12 protein-coding genes are annotated in these 17,068 nt (G+C 47.0%); 11 read left to right on the top strand and 1 reads right to left on the bottom strand.

What is annotated here, in order from left to right; genetic code table 11:
* Positions 1 to 268 precede the first annotated feature (268 nt).
* The 9 genes from metK to QUB06_RS06065 all read left to right on the top strand — a co-directional run bounded on the left by metK (position 269) and on the right by QUB06_RS06065 (position 12,071).
* Positions 269 to 1,531 carry a methionine adenosyltransferase gene (gene metK / locus QUB06_RS06105; RefSeq protein WP_333434525.1) on the top strand — a complete coding sequence of 421 codons (1,263 nt, stop codon included), beginning with the start codon at positions 269 to 271 and terminating at the stop codon, positions 1,529 to 1,531.
* 204 nt (positions 1,532 to 1,735) lie between these two features.
* The gene (locus QUB06_RS06100) at positions 1,736 to 2,908 is read left to right on the top strand and encodes a family 10 glycosylhydrolase (RefSeq protein ID WP_333434524.1); all 1,173 of its coding nucleotides are present in this window, start codon (positions 1,736 to 1,738) and stop codon (positions 2,906 to 2,908) included.
* 601 nt (positions 2,909 to 3,509) lie between these two features.
* Positions 3,510 to 5,426, top strand: a complete 1,917-nt coding sequence (locus QUB06_RS06095; RefSeq protein WP_333434523.1) for a HEAT repeat domain-containing protein — start codon at positions 3,510 to 3,512, stop codon at positions 5,424 to 5,426.
* Between the two features lie 259 nt (positions 5,427 to 5,685).
* On the top strand, positions 5,686 to 5,991 hold the full coding sequence (locus QUB06_RS06090; protein ID WP_333434522.1) for a hypothetical protein: 306 nt from the start codon (positions 5,686 to 5,688) through the stop codon (positions 5,989 to 5,991).
* A gap of 180 nt (positions 5,992 to 6,171) precedes the next feature.
* Positions 6,172 to 8,136 carry a HAMP domain-containing sensor histidine kinase gene (locus QUB06_RS06085; RefSeq protein WP_333434521.1) on the top strand — a complete coding sequence of 655 codons (1,965 nt, stop codon included), beginning with the start codon at positions 6,172 to 6,174 and terminating at the stop codon, positions 8,134 to 8,136.
* 290 nt (positions 8,137 to 8,426) lie between these two features.
* A complete protein-coding gene (locus tag QUB06_RS06080; RefSeq protein ID WP_333434520.1) occupies positions 8,427 to 9,014 on the top strand; it encodes a type II toxin-antitoxin system antitoxin SocA domain-containing protein in 588 nt (195 codons plus the stop codon).
* A complete protein-coding gene (locus QUB06_RS06075; RefSeq protein ID WP_333434519.1) occupies positions 8,986 to 9,363 on the top strand; it encodes a hypothetical protein in 378 nt (125 codons plus the stop codon). Before QUB06_RS06080 ends, QUB06_RS06075 begins: the two co-directional genes overlap by 29 nt.
* A gap of 639 nt (positions 9,364 to 10,002) precedes the next feature.
* Positions 10,003 to 10,443: a hypothetical protein gene (locus tag QUB06_RS06070; RefSeq protein WP_333434518.1), complete on the top strand. Its 441-nt coding sequence runs from the start codon at positions 10,003 to 10,005 to the stop codon at positions 10,441 to 10,443.
* A 110-nt stretch (positions 10,444 to 10,553) separates the two neighbouring features.
* Positions 10,554 to 12,071: a tetratricopeptide repeat protein gene (locus tag QUB06_RS06065; RefSeq protein WP_333434517.1), complete on the top strand. Its 1,518-nt coding sequence runs from the start codon at positions 10,554 to 10,556 to the stop codon at positions 12,069 to 12,071.
* A 42-nt stretch (positions 12,072 to 12,113) separates the two neighbouring features.
* Here QUB06_RS06065 and QUB06_RS06060 read toward each other — a convergent pair whose 3' ends face one another.
* Positions 12,114 to 12,701 carry a hypothetical protein gene (locus tag QUB06_RS06060; RefSeq protein ID WP_333434516.1) on the bottom strand — a complete coding sequence of 196 codons (588 nt, stop codon included), beginning with the start codon at positions 12,699 to 12,701 and terminating at the stop codon, positions 12,114 to 12,116.
* A gap of 252 nt (positions 12,702 to 12,953) precedes the next feature.
* Between QUB06_RS06060 and QUB06_RS06055 the strand changes: the two genes are divergently transcribed.
* Positions 12,954 to 14,513 (top strand): NAD(P)/FAD-dependent oxidoreductase, encoded by a 1,560-nt coding sequence (locus QUB06_RS06055; RefSeq protein ID WP_333434590.1) that lies wholly within the window; start codon positions 12,954 to 12,956, stop codon positions 14,511 to 14,513.
* 369 nt (positions 14,514 to 14,882) lie between these two features.
* Positions 14,883 to 16,688, top strand: a complete 1,806-nt coding sequence (locus QUB06_RS06050; protein ID WP_333434515.1) for an NFACT RNA binding domain-containing protein — start codon at positions 14,883 to 14,885, stop codon at positions 16,686 to 16,688.
* The last annotated feature ends 380 nt before the right edge of the window (positions 16,689 to 17,068 follow it).

Genomic DNA, 17,068 nt, shown 5'->3' with positions numbered 1-17,068 from the left:
TACCTTTGTCAGGTTAGGGGGTAAACGAGCAATGTCCAAGATCGATCGACAATCCTACAAAATCTAAGTTTTTAGGAACTTCCCGGAACTCACTTTGCTATAGTAGTGTCACTTTACCCAATCTCAAACCCTGCTTCAACACGGCTCTGCAGACCGACAAAAATTCGACGGTAGCCCAGACGCGATCGTTCTTGGCCTTTACCGGAAAAATAACTCGTCGGTCGTCGAGGTCGCGCAGGAAGAGCCCCTATCTAAGGAGATATAATCATTGTCACGTCGCTACCTGTTTACCTCTGAATCGGTCACTGAAGGCCATCCCGATAAAATCTGCGATCAAATTTCAGATACGATTTTAGATGCCTTACTGACTGAAGACCCCAAAAGCCGCGTCGCAGCCGAAGTTGTCGTCAACACCGGCTTAATGCTGCTGACGGGCGAAATTACCACTAAAGCTCAGGTAAATTACATAGAATTAGCCCGGAAAAAAATAGCCGATATTGGCTACATCCACGCTGACAACGGCTTTTCGGCCAATAGTTGCTCAGTGCTGGTGGCTCTTGATTCTCAGTCTCCCGATATTGCTCAAGGGGTGAATACAGCCCACGAAAGCCGGGAACAATCGAGTGAAGAGGAATTAGACGCCATCGGCGCTGGCGACCAAGGTTTGATGTTCGGCTTTGCTTGCAACGAAACGCCGGAATTGATGCCTCTGCCGATCAGTTTAGCGCACCGGATTTGCCGTCAACTGGCCGCAGTCCGCAAAACCGGTCAGTTATCTTACCTGCGTCCCGACGGCAAAAGCCAAGTTACAGTCATCTATGAGGACGGCAAACCTGTTGGCATAGATACAATTTTAATTTCTACCCAGCATACCGAAACGATCGGCGACATCACAGACACAGCGGCAGTTCAAGCCAAGATCAAAGAAGACCTGTGGACTGCTATCGTCGAACCGGTGTTTGCCGATATTAGCGTGAAGCCGGATGCAGAAACTCGCTTCCTTGTCAACCCCACTGGCAAATTTGTGGTCGGCGGGCCTCAAGGAGATTCGGGTTTGACGGGCCGCAAAATTATTGTGGATACCTACGGCGGCTATTCCCGTCACGGCGGCGGCGCTTTTTCTGGGAAAGACCCCACCAAGGTAGACCGCAGCGCGGCTTATGCTTGTCGCTACGTTGCTAAAAATATCGTAGCGGCTGGTTTGGCCCAAAAGTGCGAAGTGCAGTTGAGTTATGCGATCGGCGTTGCGCGGCCTGTTAGCATGATGATCGAAACTTTTGGCACTGGGAAAGTTGATGACGATCGCCTTTTGGAAGTTGTGAAGCAGCATTTTGAACTGCGTCCTGCGGGCATCATTCAAGCATTTAACTTGCAGAATTTGCCTGCTGAAAGAGGCGGCCGTTTCTATCAAGATGTGGCGGCTTACGGTCACTTCGGACGCACTGATTTAGATTTGCCTTGGGAGGAAACTGATAAGGCAGAACTTTTGAAAGAAGCTTTGAGCCAGAAGTTGTCTGGAGTAGCTGGATAGTACACTTTCGGGGTGCGCGCAGCGCACCTTATCCATAAATAATATCGGGTGCTACCAATGAATGTAGGGTGCGCTACGCGCACCTTATCCATAAATAATATCGGGTGTTCTTCGGCGCACCTTATCCATAAATAATATCGGGTGCTACAGATTAATAACGTAGCGTGCCTACTCCGCACCTTACAACAAAAAAAGAATAAATAAATGCGATTTTTCACACCTTTCCAATCTGCAATTCGCAGTTTGGTCTCTTCGCTCCAACAGCGGTTGGCGAATGGATTTTCTGCACCCAATCCATCTGGGCTGCCAAGTTCGTTTGCGACTAACAATCCTGGTGGAATTCGCGGCGTTTGGATACCCAGCACTGACTGCAAAGTTCTCACATCAAAAGAGCGAATTGCTGAGGCAATGGACTTTCTCGCCGATACGGGATTTAATACCGTTTTTCCTGTAGTTTGGAACGGGGGTTTTACGGCTTATCCTTCTCAAATTATGCGAGAAAACTTTGGGGTGGAAATTGACGCGCGGTATCAAGGTCGCGACCCCTTGGCAGAATTAATTGTTGAGGCAAATAGAGCCGGACTCAAAGTTATTCCTTGGTTTGAATACGGATTTGTGAGTTCTTACAATCGCAAGGGCGGTCATTTGCTGGCGAAAAAACCTGAGTGGATTGCCCGTGATGCCAGCGGCAATTTACTTAAGAAAAATAACTTTGACTGGATGAATTCTCTTGACCCGGAAGTGCAAGACTTTGTGCGGGGGTTGATGCTGGAAGTTGCTAAGAATTATCCGGTAAACGGGGTTCAAGGAGACGATCGCATTGCGTTTCCGGTAGAAGGCGGTTACGACGAAAAAACGGTTAAACGCTATCGAGAAGAATGCGGTAGAGCCGCACCATCGGATTGTAAAGAACAACATTGGGTGCAGTGGCGCGCTGATATTATTACTGAGTTTGTGGCTCGTTTACACCGAGAAGTGAAAGCTGTTAATCCTGATTTGCTGCTATCGATGTCGCCGAGTCCTTATGACTGGGGGCTGGTGGAATATTTGCAAGATTCTAAAGCTTGGGTTGACAAAAACTTGGTCGATCTGTTTCACCCGCAGTTTTATCGCCGCGATTTTAATGCTTACAAACAATTGGTCGATAAAATGATTGGGGGACAGCTTAGCGGGCAGCAAGTAAAGTGCGTGTCGCCCGGTATTTTGTTGGCGAATCGTGGCAGCAAATATAGCATAACTCCCGAACTGTTGTTGCAAGTAATTGCTTACAACCGCTCTCGCGGGATTCAAGGAGAAGTGATGTTTTTTTACGAAGGTTTGCGAGATAACGATAACGCTTTGGCTAAGGTTTTGAAAAAAGGGCCTTATGCTCGTTGAGAGATTGTCCCGCAATCAAGCTGTTTCCGGTTGGCTGCGGTCAACCGATTTTAGATTTTAGATTTTAGATTTTAGATTGAAGTATTGACCCCACGGATAAATTCGGGAGGCAAGTTTCATCGGATACAGGTTTTTTATTTCTGGACGGATGAATCCGGGGGCTTGTATCCTGGATGCTTTCGGTCAACCGCGCCGATCGCTATTTCAAACCAAGTTGGTATAAAATAAGATGTGGCACCATTCTCAATAAGCTTTGATTAACAGGCAAGATGCCTGTTCCACAAAGGGTGAATTTCCTTGTGGAACAGGCATCTTGCCTGTTGCGGGCAATGGTGCAAGATGTGAGTATAAAATGATATAGCAGAGCTAGGCCAGTTAAAAACCCAGCGAGGCCAAGCAGCAAGCGCTACTAATTGTCAAGCCGATCGCCCAAACAAACCCCATAATTAATAATTGGGGAGTTGCAAAAATAGTGGAATAAGACATATTTTAGAAGTGGTGCAAGCTTTTTTTTAGAAGTAGCGTTTTGTAGACACCATATTTTTTAAAGACAGTTTGAAAGAGCAATCTCAACCGCTCGCCAAAATATTAGGATAAATCAGTGACCTCAGCAGCAAGCCTCATCCAACAGCTACCCGAACTCAGCGATGCTCAATTCCATCAAAAATATTTGAAACAAAAACAAGGGATGCGAACCTTGGCAACTATATTGCCGCAAGTAGAACAGCAAAGTCTGGCTTTGCGGGCAGTAAAATTAGCTCTAAAAGTAAATTTAAAACTCGGCTCGAAGCTAGCAGGAACGGTAAAGCCAGAATTTCAAATAGCCACCATAAAATTAATCGACAAAATCCCCACTTCGCCACTGCTCAAAATTCAACTGCTGGCCCTAACAAGTTCGGATATGGCAATTCCGATGCTGGTGGCCGCATTGAACCACAAAGAAAGTGCAGTGCGCCTTAATGCCATTCGAGCGATCGGGAAAATAGGCTCCGAAGCAGCAGTAATTGAATTAGCCCGATCGCTCGAATCCCAAGATTCCCAAATCCAAGCTTGGGCAGCTTGGGCTTTAGGAGAAATTGACTCGAAACCAGCCGCCCTAGCACTGCTCAAAGCCGTCAAACACTCAGATTCCAGGGTGCGCGCCTGGGCTGTTTGGGCATTAGGCAAAATTAACCCGAAAATAGCCGTCCCCGCGCTGCTGAAAGCCCTCAAACACAAAGACTCGGAGGTGCGCTGGCGGGCAGCCGTCAACTGCGGGAAAATCGGCGTCTCGGAGGTAGTTCCCGGGCTGCTGAATGCCCTCAGAGACGAAAATCACATCGTCCGCGCTAGGGCGGCGGCGGCTTTGGGGAAAATCGGCGATTCTGAGGCAGTACCCGGCTTAGTAGAATTGCTTCACGATGATCCCGACTCCTATGCAGTTTCTTTGAGGGCCGCCGAGGCCTTGGGACAAATCGGCACGGAAACGGCTGTGGCGGGGTTGGTGGAAGCCCTCAACCATGACGACTCAGACGTGCGGGGCAGTGCAGTTTCTGCCTTGGGAGAAATCAGCAGCGAGGTGGCTATGGTGGCCGTAATCGGGTCGCTCTCGGATCGAGATATTTTCGTGCGCGGCAGGGCGGCGGTTGCCCTTGGGAACATCAATACAGAGGGAGATGCGAAATTGCCAAAAATGGTGGTCGCTGGACTGGCGAGCGCAATTGGCGACAGCGAATCTTATGTGCGGTGGAGAGTTGCTGCTGCTTTGGGGGAAATTGGGACAGAGGAAGCTGTGGCAGGTTTGGTACGGCTGCTGGGGGACGAAGCTTCTGGAGTGCGCCAAAAGGCTGTTAAATCCCTCGGTCAAATTGGCTCAACGGCTGCTATTTTGGCTCTGGAAACAGCTTTAAATCGCGAATTTGCTGACGTTCGTGCGCTGGCTGCCCAATACTTGGCGGATGTCAGGACTGAGGCAGAAACAGTTGATTTTGAACCCTCTGTTTCCCCAGATTTATCGGGTGAAAAACTGCCGAAAATCCTGATTGCTTCGCAAGTAGAAGCCAGTGAATATATTGTCGATCGCGCTGCGGGGCGCGAGATTAAATACCTGATCTCGATCGGCAGTCCGGGTGTGCCGGAACCCAAAACTTTTCATCAAATCCCGAACCGAATGTGCCTGGAGTTTAACGACCTCGACACCCCCGTTGACGACCCTGATCAAATCTTGCCTACCCTTGAGGATATACTGAAAATTATTGACTTCGCCCTCAAAATGTCGTCGCAGGGAGGCAGTTTGCTCATCTGCTGCCAAAGTGGGATCAGCCGTTCAACGGCCACAGCTTTGACTGTTTGTGCTGCGCTGTTGGGTCGTGGCAAAGAACGGGAAGCTTGGGCGTTGGTGCTCGCCGCCAGACCCCAAGCCAAGCCGAATCGCTGGATGGTACACTTGGCCGATGAAGCTTTGGGTAGAGACGGTAAGCTAGCACTGGCGATCGAATTGACTACCGTAACTCCAGAACTCGCAATTGCCAACAGTTGACATAAAGCATCCAGGATACAAGCCCCCGGATTCATTCCTTCGCAGACTCAGGACCCAGAAATAAAAAACCTGTATCCGAGAAACAAGCCCCCGAATTTATCCGTCGGGTCAATGCTTCAATTCTAAAATCTAAAATCTAAAATCTAAAATCTAAAATCTAAAATCGATTGACTCGCAGAAACCGGGTTTCTTTTCGCAAGACCTACAGTTATACTCAACTAACGAGACTTCACATCAGACTTGTCTTTGCGGGGCAACGATGCCAAAAGTCGATCGCCAGGGTGCAAAAGTTCGATCGGCTGCTGCATTTGTGACATTCTGTGCTATGAAGTTGTCGGATGCTCAACAAAAACCGTCAAGCAATCGTCGCATTGCTGGCAGCCCAAGTCCAAAGCCAAGGAATCGGGTGCATGGTCAACAGACAATATCAGCTTTGGGCGAATCACAGGCAAAACAGGTCAGAGAGAATTTTCTGCCTGGAAAATTCCACGCGGGGATAATTCACTGCGGGGATAAATTTTTATTTTTTTTGCCTGCTGCAGACTTTTACGAGCCGAAAAAGTAATTTGCCCACAGTCCTCAACAGCCTAATTATCTATTAGACATCAACCGAATTTAAGTGTCTCCTCTGAATCGACAAGAGTTTCAGATGCTTTTTCGCAGATGTCTACCGTCAAATAGACAAGCTTTTCCGTTTGGAGAACTTAAGAGCGTGGTAGATTTTAACAGAATACAGGGGTTGCATATGTCAAAAATTAACTTGCCAAACAAAACAGGACACGAAGCAAGTTTCTCGGTTGCCGTTTGGGAAGACCAGGGGGAATTGAATCCAGACGTAGAACCATTTAAGCCGCCGAAAAAAACCGTGAAAACGCGAAACGTTAACCCAAACAATACTAATATAGGTAAACAGATGCCACTTTTTATGGCCGGAGAAGTGGCTTCTGGAGAAACCGTGAATAAAAAAAAATCTAACCCTAATTTTGTAGAAAAATTATCCTTGAAAGTCAGCCAAAGTTTGCCATCTAAAATTGGCGGTTTGCCTATCCATCAAAAAATTGGCTACGGGTATTTGCTGGCAATAGGAATCGGCTTTGTGGGTTCGCTGAGCGGACTGGTGATTGCCGATTACTACCAAGGACAAGGATTAAAGCAATTCAATGATGCTCACCTACAAGCGCAATTGCTCGGCAATTTTAAAGAGGCAACCGTGGCGGCCCAATTGCAGGGTTCACAGCTAGATTCTTTTGTAGATAATTCGGTCAAGCTAAAACAGCAAGAAGAGCAGTTGGTTAAGAGTATTGTTAAGGCAAAATATCTGCGGTTGCGTATAGAAAAGTTTGCCGACAGCCAACCCGCTTGGCTGGCAGCAAAACCGGAAGTTATCAAGTTTTTAGTGCAAGATTGCACTAAAAATTTAGAAGCCTACGCCGATACTCTCAAGTCAACTTTGCAGGAAATCCAGCAATCGCAACTATCGCATCGGGACGTAGAGTCTGCCCGAAAATTGCTCGCAATCGAAAGCGGAGAAGGTGTAAAACAGCTCAACAGCAGCCTGGAAGAATTGAGCAAAATCCTCGATATTGCCCAGCAGCAAGAGGGCCAAGGCGGTGAAGTGATGGAAGAGGCCCAAGGAATGGAAAAAGCCATAATTATTATTAGTATGCTGCTGTCGGTAGTGGTGGCGGGAATTCTGGCTTACCGGACGAGTCGGGCGATCGCCCAACCTGTTATCAGCGTCACTCAGGTGGCCCAACAAGTAGCCGCTGAGTCTAATTTTGACTTGCGAGCACCCGTCACCGGACAAGGCGAAATCGGCTCTCTGGCTGCCTCTCTCAATCACCTAATAGAGCGAGTTTCGGGACATACAAAAGAATTAGAACAAGCTAAGGAAGTCGCCGTCGCCGCTAACACTGCTAAAAGCCAGTTTTTAGCAACTATGAGCCACGAATTGCGGACGCCTCTAAATGCGATTATCGGCTACAGTCAACTACTTTCAGAAGATGCCCAGGATGCGGGATTTGATGAGTTTGTACCCGACTTGCAGAAGATTGAACAAGCAGGGGCGCATCTGCTATCTTTGATTAACGATATTCTTGATTTGTCAAAAATTGAAGCGGGGGGTATGAAACTCGAAATCCAGGAGTTTGACATCGAATCACTGGTTGATAATGTTGCGAGTGCCGCGAAACCGTTGATAGAGAAAAATGGCAATGTTTTGGAGATTGAGTGCGATCGAACTGTGGGCATAATGCACGCAGATTTCAAAAAAGTGCGCCAGGTTTTGATACATCTGTTGAGTAATGCTGCGAAGTTCACCAAAAACGGTAGGGTGAAACTGAGTGTCAGGCGCATTGCAGGAAGTGGCAAATTGAATGCAGCAGGGCGATCGGCTATTGACAATTCAATGGCGGCCGATGAAACTCATTCTGGGGCGATCGCTTGTCCCCTGCTGAATGTTCAAGACTCGGATTGGATTTGTTTATCTGTTAAAGATACCGGAATTGGAATGTCGGAAGAACAACAGCACAAATTGTTTGAAGCTTTTGTGCAAGCTGACTGTTCAACAACGCGACCTTACGACGGCGCCGGATTGGGGCTGACACTTAGCCGCTACTACTGTCAGATAATGGGTGGGGAAATTTTGGTAGAAAGCGAAGAGGGGAAAGGGTCTATTTTCACTGTGCGGATACCGGCGGGAAACGGGTGATGTAATTTTTGGGCGAGAGATGTAGGGGGGTAGGCAGAGGGGCGAAAATTTATGTTTCAAACCTCTGGCTTTATGTCCAAATGCTTTAGTGTGGCTAGTGGGGGTGATCGTTCCGGGCGCGATATTTTATTTTTTTGCAAGGTCTATTTTAGATTTTTTCTAGTGCGTTTTGTTACACATTTTAAATATATTATTGCACTATTTACAGGTTTCGTATATAATAATTATATATTGACATTTTGCAAATTTGTTAACATAAAAAACGTTTATTTAAGGATGTGGATTGAGCCATGATTGACTGTCTCAATGCTGCTCGCTACTTCATTATCAGAGCTTATGAGGATGGTATAGAAGCTGAAATGACCAATATGAAGGTTCAAAAGCTTTTATATTATGCTCAGAGCTTACATTTGGCGCTGTACAATGAGCCATTGTTTGCAGAAGAAATCCAAGCGTGGCGCTATGGGCCTGTTTGTCCTCCTGCTTATAGATTCTACTGTGATTTTGAGGCTAAACAATTACCAATTCCTCCCAAAGAATCCTTGTCTGATTTTCCGTCTGAGAAGAAAGAACTTTTAGAAGAAATTTGGGAATACTTCGGTGGCTACCATGCTTATCGACTCAGCGATATGACTCACGGAGAATTTCCTTGGAAGAAAGCTCGTAAAGGTCTACCACCTCAAGCAAGTTCAACGGAGCCAATTCAGCTTAATGACATGAAGGAATTAGGCTATCAAAAGCTCGATCGCATAGAACGCGATCGCCCTGCATACGAACTAGCGATGTCTCAAATTGTAAAGGATGCGTTGGCTTCGGAATCATTAAATAGTATTGGCCAAGGAGAAGTGCATGACTGGCTCAACTCCCTTCTCGATTGAAGCATCCGATAATTTCAAGCGTTCTTTCAAGAAACTTGCAAAGGTTCACAGAGAAAACTTTGTTGCCATGATTGCAAAAACTTTGGAAGATTTAATTGACGATCAATACCCCAACAACTCTCGTAATGAACCTCTACCGGGAAAAACTCTGTTACCCCAAGAATGGACATTTCATAAATTGGAAATCAGGTTTGCAAAAGGGGCGTCGGGGCAAATTAGACTGATGTACTTGGTGAACGCTACTACTTGCACAATTAGACTGGTTTGGATTTACAGTCATGAGCAGTTTGCCAAACGGCCTGCTGATGACGATCTAAAGAGTGTTATCCGAGAAATTCTAGATTTTTAAATGTATGTGCTAACCGAAAATTTGGGGTTACTTAGGCATCCTTTTGTGTGGTTACGATGTTTGTTGGCTCTAGAATCAGACATCCATCAACTGATGAGAATTCGGGTAAGCTAGCCAACTTATTTTCAAACTCAGAGGGCTTCATTTGCTGGGTAGTGGTGCAAGAGTTAGGATTTTTGCTTCCTCAATCCCTACACAGATAGGGTTATATCGAGTTTCATCATTACTTATGCAGGACTACCGATTAGTTTAATAGGTTGCAATGGAGATAATAGCAATTTTCCCCTATCGAACTCAACCCAAATCCGCGCTCGAAAACAGGCGATCGCACTTCTTGGGCGATCGTCCGCATTTTACCGAATGCGGAGCACTATACAATTGCGCGTTTTGTCAATCGCCAAGATGCGGACGATCGGCGGAGGGCTTTGTGTCCGTTTATTCCAGGGGGTGTGTTTGAAGTTGTGTGCGATCGGGTTTAATTAAAAAACACAAATCCCGTAGTCCGTCGGGGGTTAAAACCCCCGCCGGACTGTTGCAACAAATGTAAAATATCAGTTGGAATGAACTTTTGCTAAAAGCTCGATCGCTTCAAAACCGCTTGTACTACAATTAAACTCTATACTCTCTTTACTAAAACCGATGGAAACCATCAATCTTAAAGAAGAAGTCCGCAGCTTAATCGATCGACTGCCTGAAAATTTTACATGGTCTGACCTGATCTCTGCAATTTATCTCAGACAAGCCATGAAACCCGAACCTATCCAAGTTAAACGCATAAAACAAGGTAAAAACATCCAATTGTTAGAAAAATTTAACATTCCTGATCGCTGCGAAGTTCTGATTGAAGTGCAGGAAGTTTCGCCTGTCAACCATGAGGAGAAACTGAAAAGGATGAAAGAGTTTCTGGCAGCTTTGTCAGATGAAGACAGAGAGGAATGGCAAAAAATTGGAGAATTCTTAGAAAGCGATCGCACAACCAATAGAAAATCATCGGTGATGCCTCCTAAAAAGCGCCGTGCACCACTGTTTGGCAGCGATAGGGATTTAATTTTAATATCTGACGATTTTGACAGCCATTAGAAGATTTCAAGGGTTATATGTAATGAGACTTCTGTTAGATACCCATATTAAGTAAAGATTCTGCGTTGGATGCCTATTCTATTAATCGACTTTGGGAAATTATGAAAAAGATGAAACAAAGTATTAGCAGTGTTTTGGTTTTGGGTGTGTGTCTGACTCCTCTGACTGTGCCGCTGATGGTGCAACCGAGTTTGGCGCAAAGTCAAAATTCACATGTTGAAAAATTAAAGCAACTCAGAGAACAAGCAAAGCAACAGGAAAGGCAAGGACAAGTGCGACAGGCAATAGAAACATGGCAGCAGATTCTAGCCATTGCGCGACAATTTAAAGAGAAAAAAAGTGAAGCTATAGCACTCAATAATATTGGTTATAACTACCACAGCATCTCCCAACCGCAAGAAGCATTGAAATACTTTAACCAAGCTTTACCAATTATGCGGTCAGTGGGCGATCGCAGGGGGGAAGCTGCTACTTTGAGTAATATTGGTGTAGCGTACAACAGCATTTCCCAACCGCAAGAAGCATTGAAATACTATAACCAAGCTTTACCAATTAGCCGGTCAGTGGGCGATCGCAGGGGGGAAGCTGATACTTTGAGTAATATTGGTGTAGCGTACAACAGCATATCTCAACCGCAAGAAGCATTGAAATACTTTAACCAAGCTTTACCAATTCTGCGGTCAGTGGGCGATCGCGCGGGGGAAGCTATTACTTTGAGTAATATTGGTGTAGCGTACGAAAGTATCTCCCAACCGCAAGAAGCATTGAAATACTTTAACCAAGCTTTACCAATTAGGCGGTCAGTGGGCGATCGCGCAGGGGAAGCTGTTACTTTGGGTAATATTGGTGTAGCGTATGCCAGCATTTCCCAACCGCAAGAAGCATTGAAATACTTTAACCAAGCTTTACCAATTCTGCGGTCAGTGGGCGATCGCAGGGGGGAAGCTACTACTTTGAATAATATTGGTTTAGCGTACAACAGCATTTCCCAACCGCAAGAAGCATTGAAATACTTTAACCAAGCTTTACCAATTTGGCGGTCAGTGGGCGAGCGCGCGGGGGAAGCTGATACTTTGAATAATATTGGTTTAGCGTACAAAAGCATCTCCCAACCGCAAGAAGCATTGAAATACTATAACCAATCTTTACCAATTAGACGGGAAGTGGGCGATCGCAGGGGGGAAGCTGTTACTTTGACTAATATTGGTGCAGCGTACGAAAGTATCTCCCAACCGCAAGAAGCATTGAAATACTTTAACCAAGCTTTACCAATTATGCGGCAAGTGGGCGATCGCAGGGGGGAAGCTACTACTTTGAATAATATTGGTTTAGCGTACAACAGCATCTCCCAACCGCAAGAAGCATTGAAATACTTTAACCAATCTTTACCAATTAGGCGGGAGGTGGGCGATCGCAGGGGGGAAGCTACTACTTTGAATAATATTGGTTTAGCGTACAACAGCATCTCCCAACCGCAAGAAGCATTGAAATACTTTAACCAAGCTTTACCAATTTGGCGGTCACTGGGCGATCGCGCGGGGGAAGCTGCTACTTTGAGTAATATTGATGCAGTAAACAACATAAGTCAACCACCAAGCAGAACAAATATCCCCCAAACTCCGAAATAAATAAAGTTATTTCCCTGCTATATGGGAGGCCATTAAGAACCGCTAAACTCTCGCCCACAAAGCCAAGCCGCCGCCCCTTCCCCTAGCGGCAATTATCCCATCTTCTACCAGAAAATATGCAAAAAATGCCTGCTTCCCCACACTCAAACTCAAAAATTCCGCCTCCCGCGCTTCACCGCCGCGAATAAATCCTTGATACACAGTTTTACCCAACAATTTCACAGTAATTCTGGTAAAATCAAAAGCTAAAATGTTTTTATTAACCAAAAACTTAGTGGGCCCGGAAAGAGTTAGTTTGATCGCCCCAACTTGCACCGAATTTTCTACCCTGCCGCTTTCACTATTCTCTTCCCCTTCCGCAACAGGTTCGGCCGCATAAGCAATTTGAATTTTCGCAATCCACTGAGGGATGTAACGTCCCGCACCCAACACAATCCCCGCTTTTTGTCGAGTCTTTTTGGTGCCAGTGATAAAGCAGAGTTGCCAGTTGCCGATTAACTGCTCGAAAGAATAGCGAATTTTATTTTTTTTCGAGTTTTTCTCAGCTTCTAGGAGGGCGGCGACTACAGCATCGGGAGATGGTTTAGAATTAGATTGGGCAGCTTGTTCTAGAATAGATAGATTTTCCATTTAATAATATACAGATTGGTATTTTAAGGGTGGTAGCTGAGTCGAGCTCCCCCTAGATTTTCCAAAAAATCGGGGATTAGGGGTTGACTTTTACTGCTTCTTCGCCATGATTGAGGGGGGCTTTGACTGCTTCTTGTCCCACCCCCTACTCGCCTTGTGTTTTGGAGGGCTAGGGACGATCGCATCTGTTAAATGCCTAAGTCCTAAAGCTGCAAGACATTGATAATATTAGCTGAAGTAGCGGAGAAAAACATGGTTGCGATCGCCCCCACAGACACAGAAATCATCGTCATCGGCAGCGGAATAGGCGGCTTGACTTGCGCTGCAATGCTAGCCCGCTATGGCTTTGAGGTTGTGGTTTGCGAAAGCCATTCGATCGCGGGCGGGGCCGCACACGGTTTTGAACGCGACGGATTTACCTTCGACTCCGGGCCCTCCCTGTACTCAGGATTATCCTACAGCCCGTCTGCGAATCCGCTGCGGCAAGTTTTGGATGCGATCGGCGAAAAACTCCCCTGCATCACCTACGATACCTGGGGTTGCTGTTTGCCAGAAGGCGATTTCGACACATCCGTTGGTGCGAGTCAATTTGGCGAAGTGCTCGCACAACTGCGCGGCGCCGAAGCAGTCGCCGAATGGCGGCAACTCCAGCGCATCATGGAACCCTATGCCAAAGCTTCCACAGCCTTGCCCCCCCTGGCTTTGCGCTTCGATTTGGGCAGTGTTTTTACCCTCGGCCAATTTGCGCCGGCTTTCCTGCAAAGTGCTGGCGACGCGATCGCACTTGCAGGCCCTTTCAGCAAAATTATGGACAAAAATGTCAAAGATCCCTTTGTCCGAAATTGGCTGAATTTGTTGTGTTTCCTGCTGTCTGGACTTCCCGCCGACGGAACGATCGCAGCCGAAGTCGCTTTCATGTTCGCCGACTGGTATCGCCCGAATGCAGTTTTGGACTATCCGATCGGCGGTAGTGCAGCTTTGGTAAATGCCCTGGTACGCGGTTTAGAGCGCCACGGAGGGCAGTTGCTGCTAAATTCCCACGTTGCAGAAGTTTTGGTGGAAAACAACCGGGCTGCGGGCGTGCGGCTGCGATCGGGCAAAATTATTCGATCGCACAAAGCCGTCGTCTCCAACGCTTCCGTTTGGGATACGCTGAAACTGTTGCCCGAAACCTCAGTCCCCCAAAGGTTTCGGCAACAGCGGCAGGCGACGCCCGAGTGCGACAGCTTCATGCACCTGCATCTGGGAATAGATGCAGCCGGAGTGCGATCGGACTTAGCTTGTCACTACATCTTCGTCAAAGACTGGGAAATGGGCGTTTCGGCCCCTCAGAACGTTGTTCTCGTCTCGATTCCCTCCCTCCTCGACCCCCACCTCGCGCCTCCGGGAAAGCAGGTCATTCACGCATATACCCCCGGAAACGAGCCTTACGATTTGTGGCAAAAGCACGCGCGCACCAGCGAAGAGTACAAGCTGCAAAAACAAGCGCGCGCCGAGGTAATCTGGGAAGCCTTAGAGAGAATTATCCCCGATATTCGATCGCGCTGCGAAGTCACCTTAGTTGGGACACCCCTCACCCACGAACGGTTTTTGCGCCGCCATCGCGGTTCCTACGGGCCGGGAATTCGGGCGGGTAGCGGCTTGTTTCCCGGGCCGAGAACGCCTTTAGCGGGGCTGTTTTGCTGTGGAGATTCGACGTTTCCGGGAATTGGTTTGCCGGCTGTTGCTGCTAGCGGGGCGATCGCCGCCAATACGATCGCACCTGTGCACAAGCATTTGGAAATGCTGCGGGATATTGGTCTAAAAAATTAGACTTATTGCCTAAATTTTTGAATGATTGGGCCACCGCAAATTAACCCAGATTAACGCAGATATTTTCCTGAGTGTTTGGGAATGAATGCAATTGGAGTCGAGTTTAGATAATCATTAATTAATTAGGTTTGTAGTGAGGAATCCAATTCCTCATAAAATACAGAGGAATTGGATTTCTCACTACAAACACCTTATTGTTGTCTCCTGTATTTGCCGCCCTTGACGATCGCACATTCTTCTGCCCGGATTTTCAATCAGCGGATTTTTAACTGATTTTAAAATTTGGTTGCAAAACTTTGGTACAATCGGTCAAAGACGACCTAAATCTGTCAGCATAGAAATAGATAGTTCGATCGCAAAGAGGCCACCGTGCAACCCGTAGACTTTACAACTTTAACCGCAGCTTGCAGCGAACTGCGAGCCCAATGGCTGCCAGCGCGCTTAGAACAAGTCTACCAGCGCGATCGATTTACCGTGTCCCTAGCCCTCCGCACGATGAAAGGGCGTGGCTGGATAGACCTTTCCTGGCATCCTGTGGCCGCCCGCATCTGCGTCGGCGACCCCCCGCCCCGCATTCCCGACACCTTCACCTTCAGCGAACAACTGCGGCACCAACTCAGCGGTTTAGCCTTAGTTTCCATCGCCCCCGTTTCATCCTGGGAAAGAGTCATAGATTTGCAATTCGCCAAACGCCCCGGAGAACCCGCCCTCTGGCACCTCTACGCCGAAATCATGGGTAAGTACAGCAACGTCATCCTCACCGCCCAAGACAACCTCGTTGTCACCTGCGCGCACCAAGTCAGCGCCAAACAGTCCACCGTCCGTCCCATCCAAACCGGGCAACCCTACGAAATGCCCCCGTCTTTGACCGATGCAGTGCCGAGTCTGAGCGAATCTCAAAACCGCTGGCAATCACGAATTAGCCTGGTTCCTGGACAATTAAAGGGCAATCTGTTGAAGAATTACCGAGGGATGAGTAAAGCCTTAGTTTTGTCAATGATTCGATCGGCTTCTTTAGACCCCGAACAATCCACCGACAGCCTCAATCCCGACGACTGGCAGCAACTATTCCAGCGCTGGCTATACTGGCTGCAATGCCTAGAAAACTCCAAATTTCACCCTAGTTTTACCCCCGAAGGCTACACCGTCATCGATTGGCCGACACCAGAACATCACAATGTAGGGGCGGTGTCGTGCCCGCCCTCTGATTCTTCCTTCCTGACATCCGTTAAATCCGTTACAGAATCCGTTGCCGAACTTCCTTCTTCCGTTCAAGAATTACTTAACAGCTACTACACAGGCGAAATCAATCAAGAAGTATTCGCCCAACTGCGGCATCAGCTTACCCAAAAACTCAACAATGTCTTAGCCAAACTGCGCCTCAAAGCCAACACATTTAAAGAACGTTTACAGCAATCAGCAGACGCAGACACCCACAAATCCCAAGCCGACTTGCTGATGGCAAATTTGCAGCATTGGGAACCGGGAATGAAATCAATTTCTCTCCCCGACTTTGAAACCGAGAAACCAGTTATCATTGCCCTAAACCCGGAAAAAAACGCAGTTCAAAACGCTCAAGCCCTCTACAAAAAACACCAAAAACTTAAAAGAGCTCGCATTGCAGTAGAACCTTTGTTAGCCGCCGTACAGGAAGAAATCGACTATTTAGAACAAGTTGAAGTAGCACTTTCGGTGTTGGAAACCTACCGCAACACCCAAGATTTGCAAACCCTCGCCGAAATCCGCGAAGAACTGATCCAGCAAAAATATCTAGACGTACCAGATTACCGCAGTACCGACAAAAATGCTGCGATCGAATTTCACCGCTACCAAACCCCCAGCGGCTTTGAATTATTAATCGGGCGCAACAATCGCCAAAATGACCAACTCACTTTTCGCACCGCCAACGACTACGACTTGTGGTTCCACACCCTAGAGATTCCCGGAAGCCACGCTTTGCTGCGTCTCAAACCCGGTACTGTGGCTGAAGAAACCGATTTGCAATTTGCCGCTGACATGACTGCTTACTACAGTCGCGCCCGCCACAGCGAACAAGTTCCTGTGGTTTATACAGAACCGAAATATGTATACAAGCCGAAAGGTGCTAAACCTGGTATGGTTGTATACAAGCAGGAGCGGATTGTCTGGGGCAGACCGCAGCAAGCTCCGGCTTGAGTTATACAAAGTGAAAAAAAGGGTCGATCGGCAATCGAAACTTGTTTTTACCCAAAATAACGGGTTTGGAACCGATAAACCTAGGCAGGAACCGGGTTTTTGAACCGAGGTTTGATTATACAAAGTGACCGAAAGTGCGATCGTCCCCTCAAAATTAAAATTAGTCTGTAATGTAAAGTTTTATTACAGAAAATTAAATTTTGTTGTTATAATACCGCTTAAGAGGGATGATATTTCTTTTAGAACCCTTTGCAAAGAAACGTGCAACTTGGGTTTCCTCACTGTGAGAAAAACACTGTGGGAAAACAACACAACGGATTTAACTATTTGTGTAGACCAGCTTTAGCTAAAGCTGGTCGTTTCTGTTGAAACCTTAAACC

The organism is Microcoleus sp. D2_18a_D3 (assembly GCF_036702455.1).
Classification (GTDB): domain Bacteria; phylum Cyanobacteriota; class Cyanobacteriia; order Cyanobacteriales; family Microcoleaceae; genus Microcoleus.
This window is presented reverse-complemented; position numbering and strand designations above follow the sequence as displayed.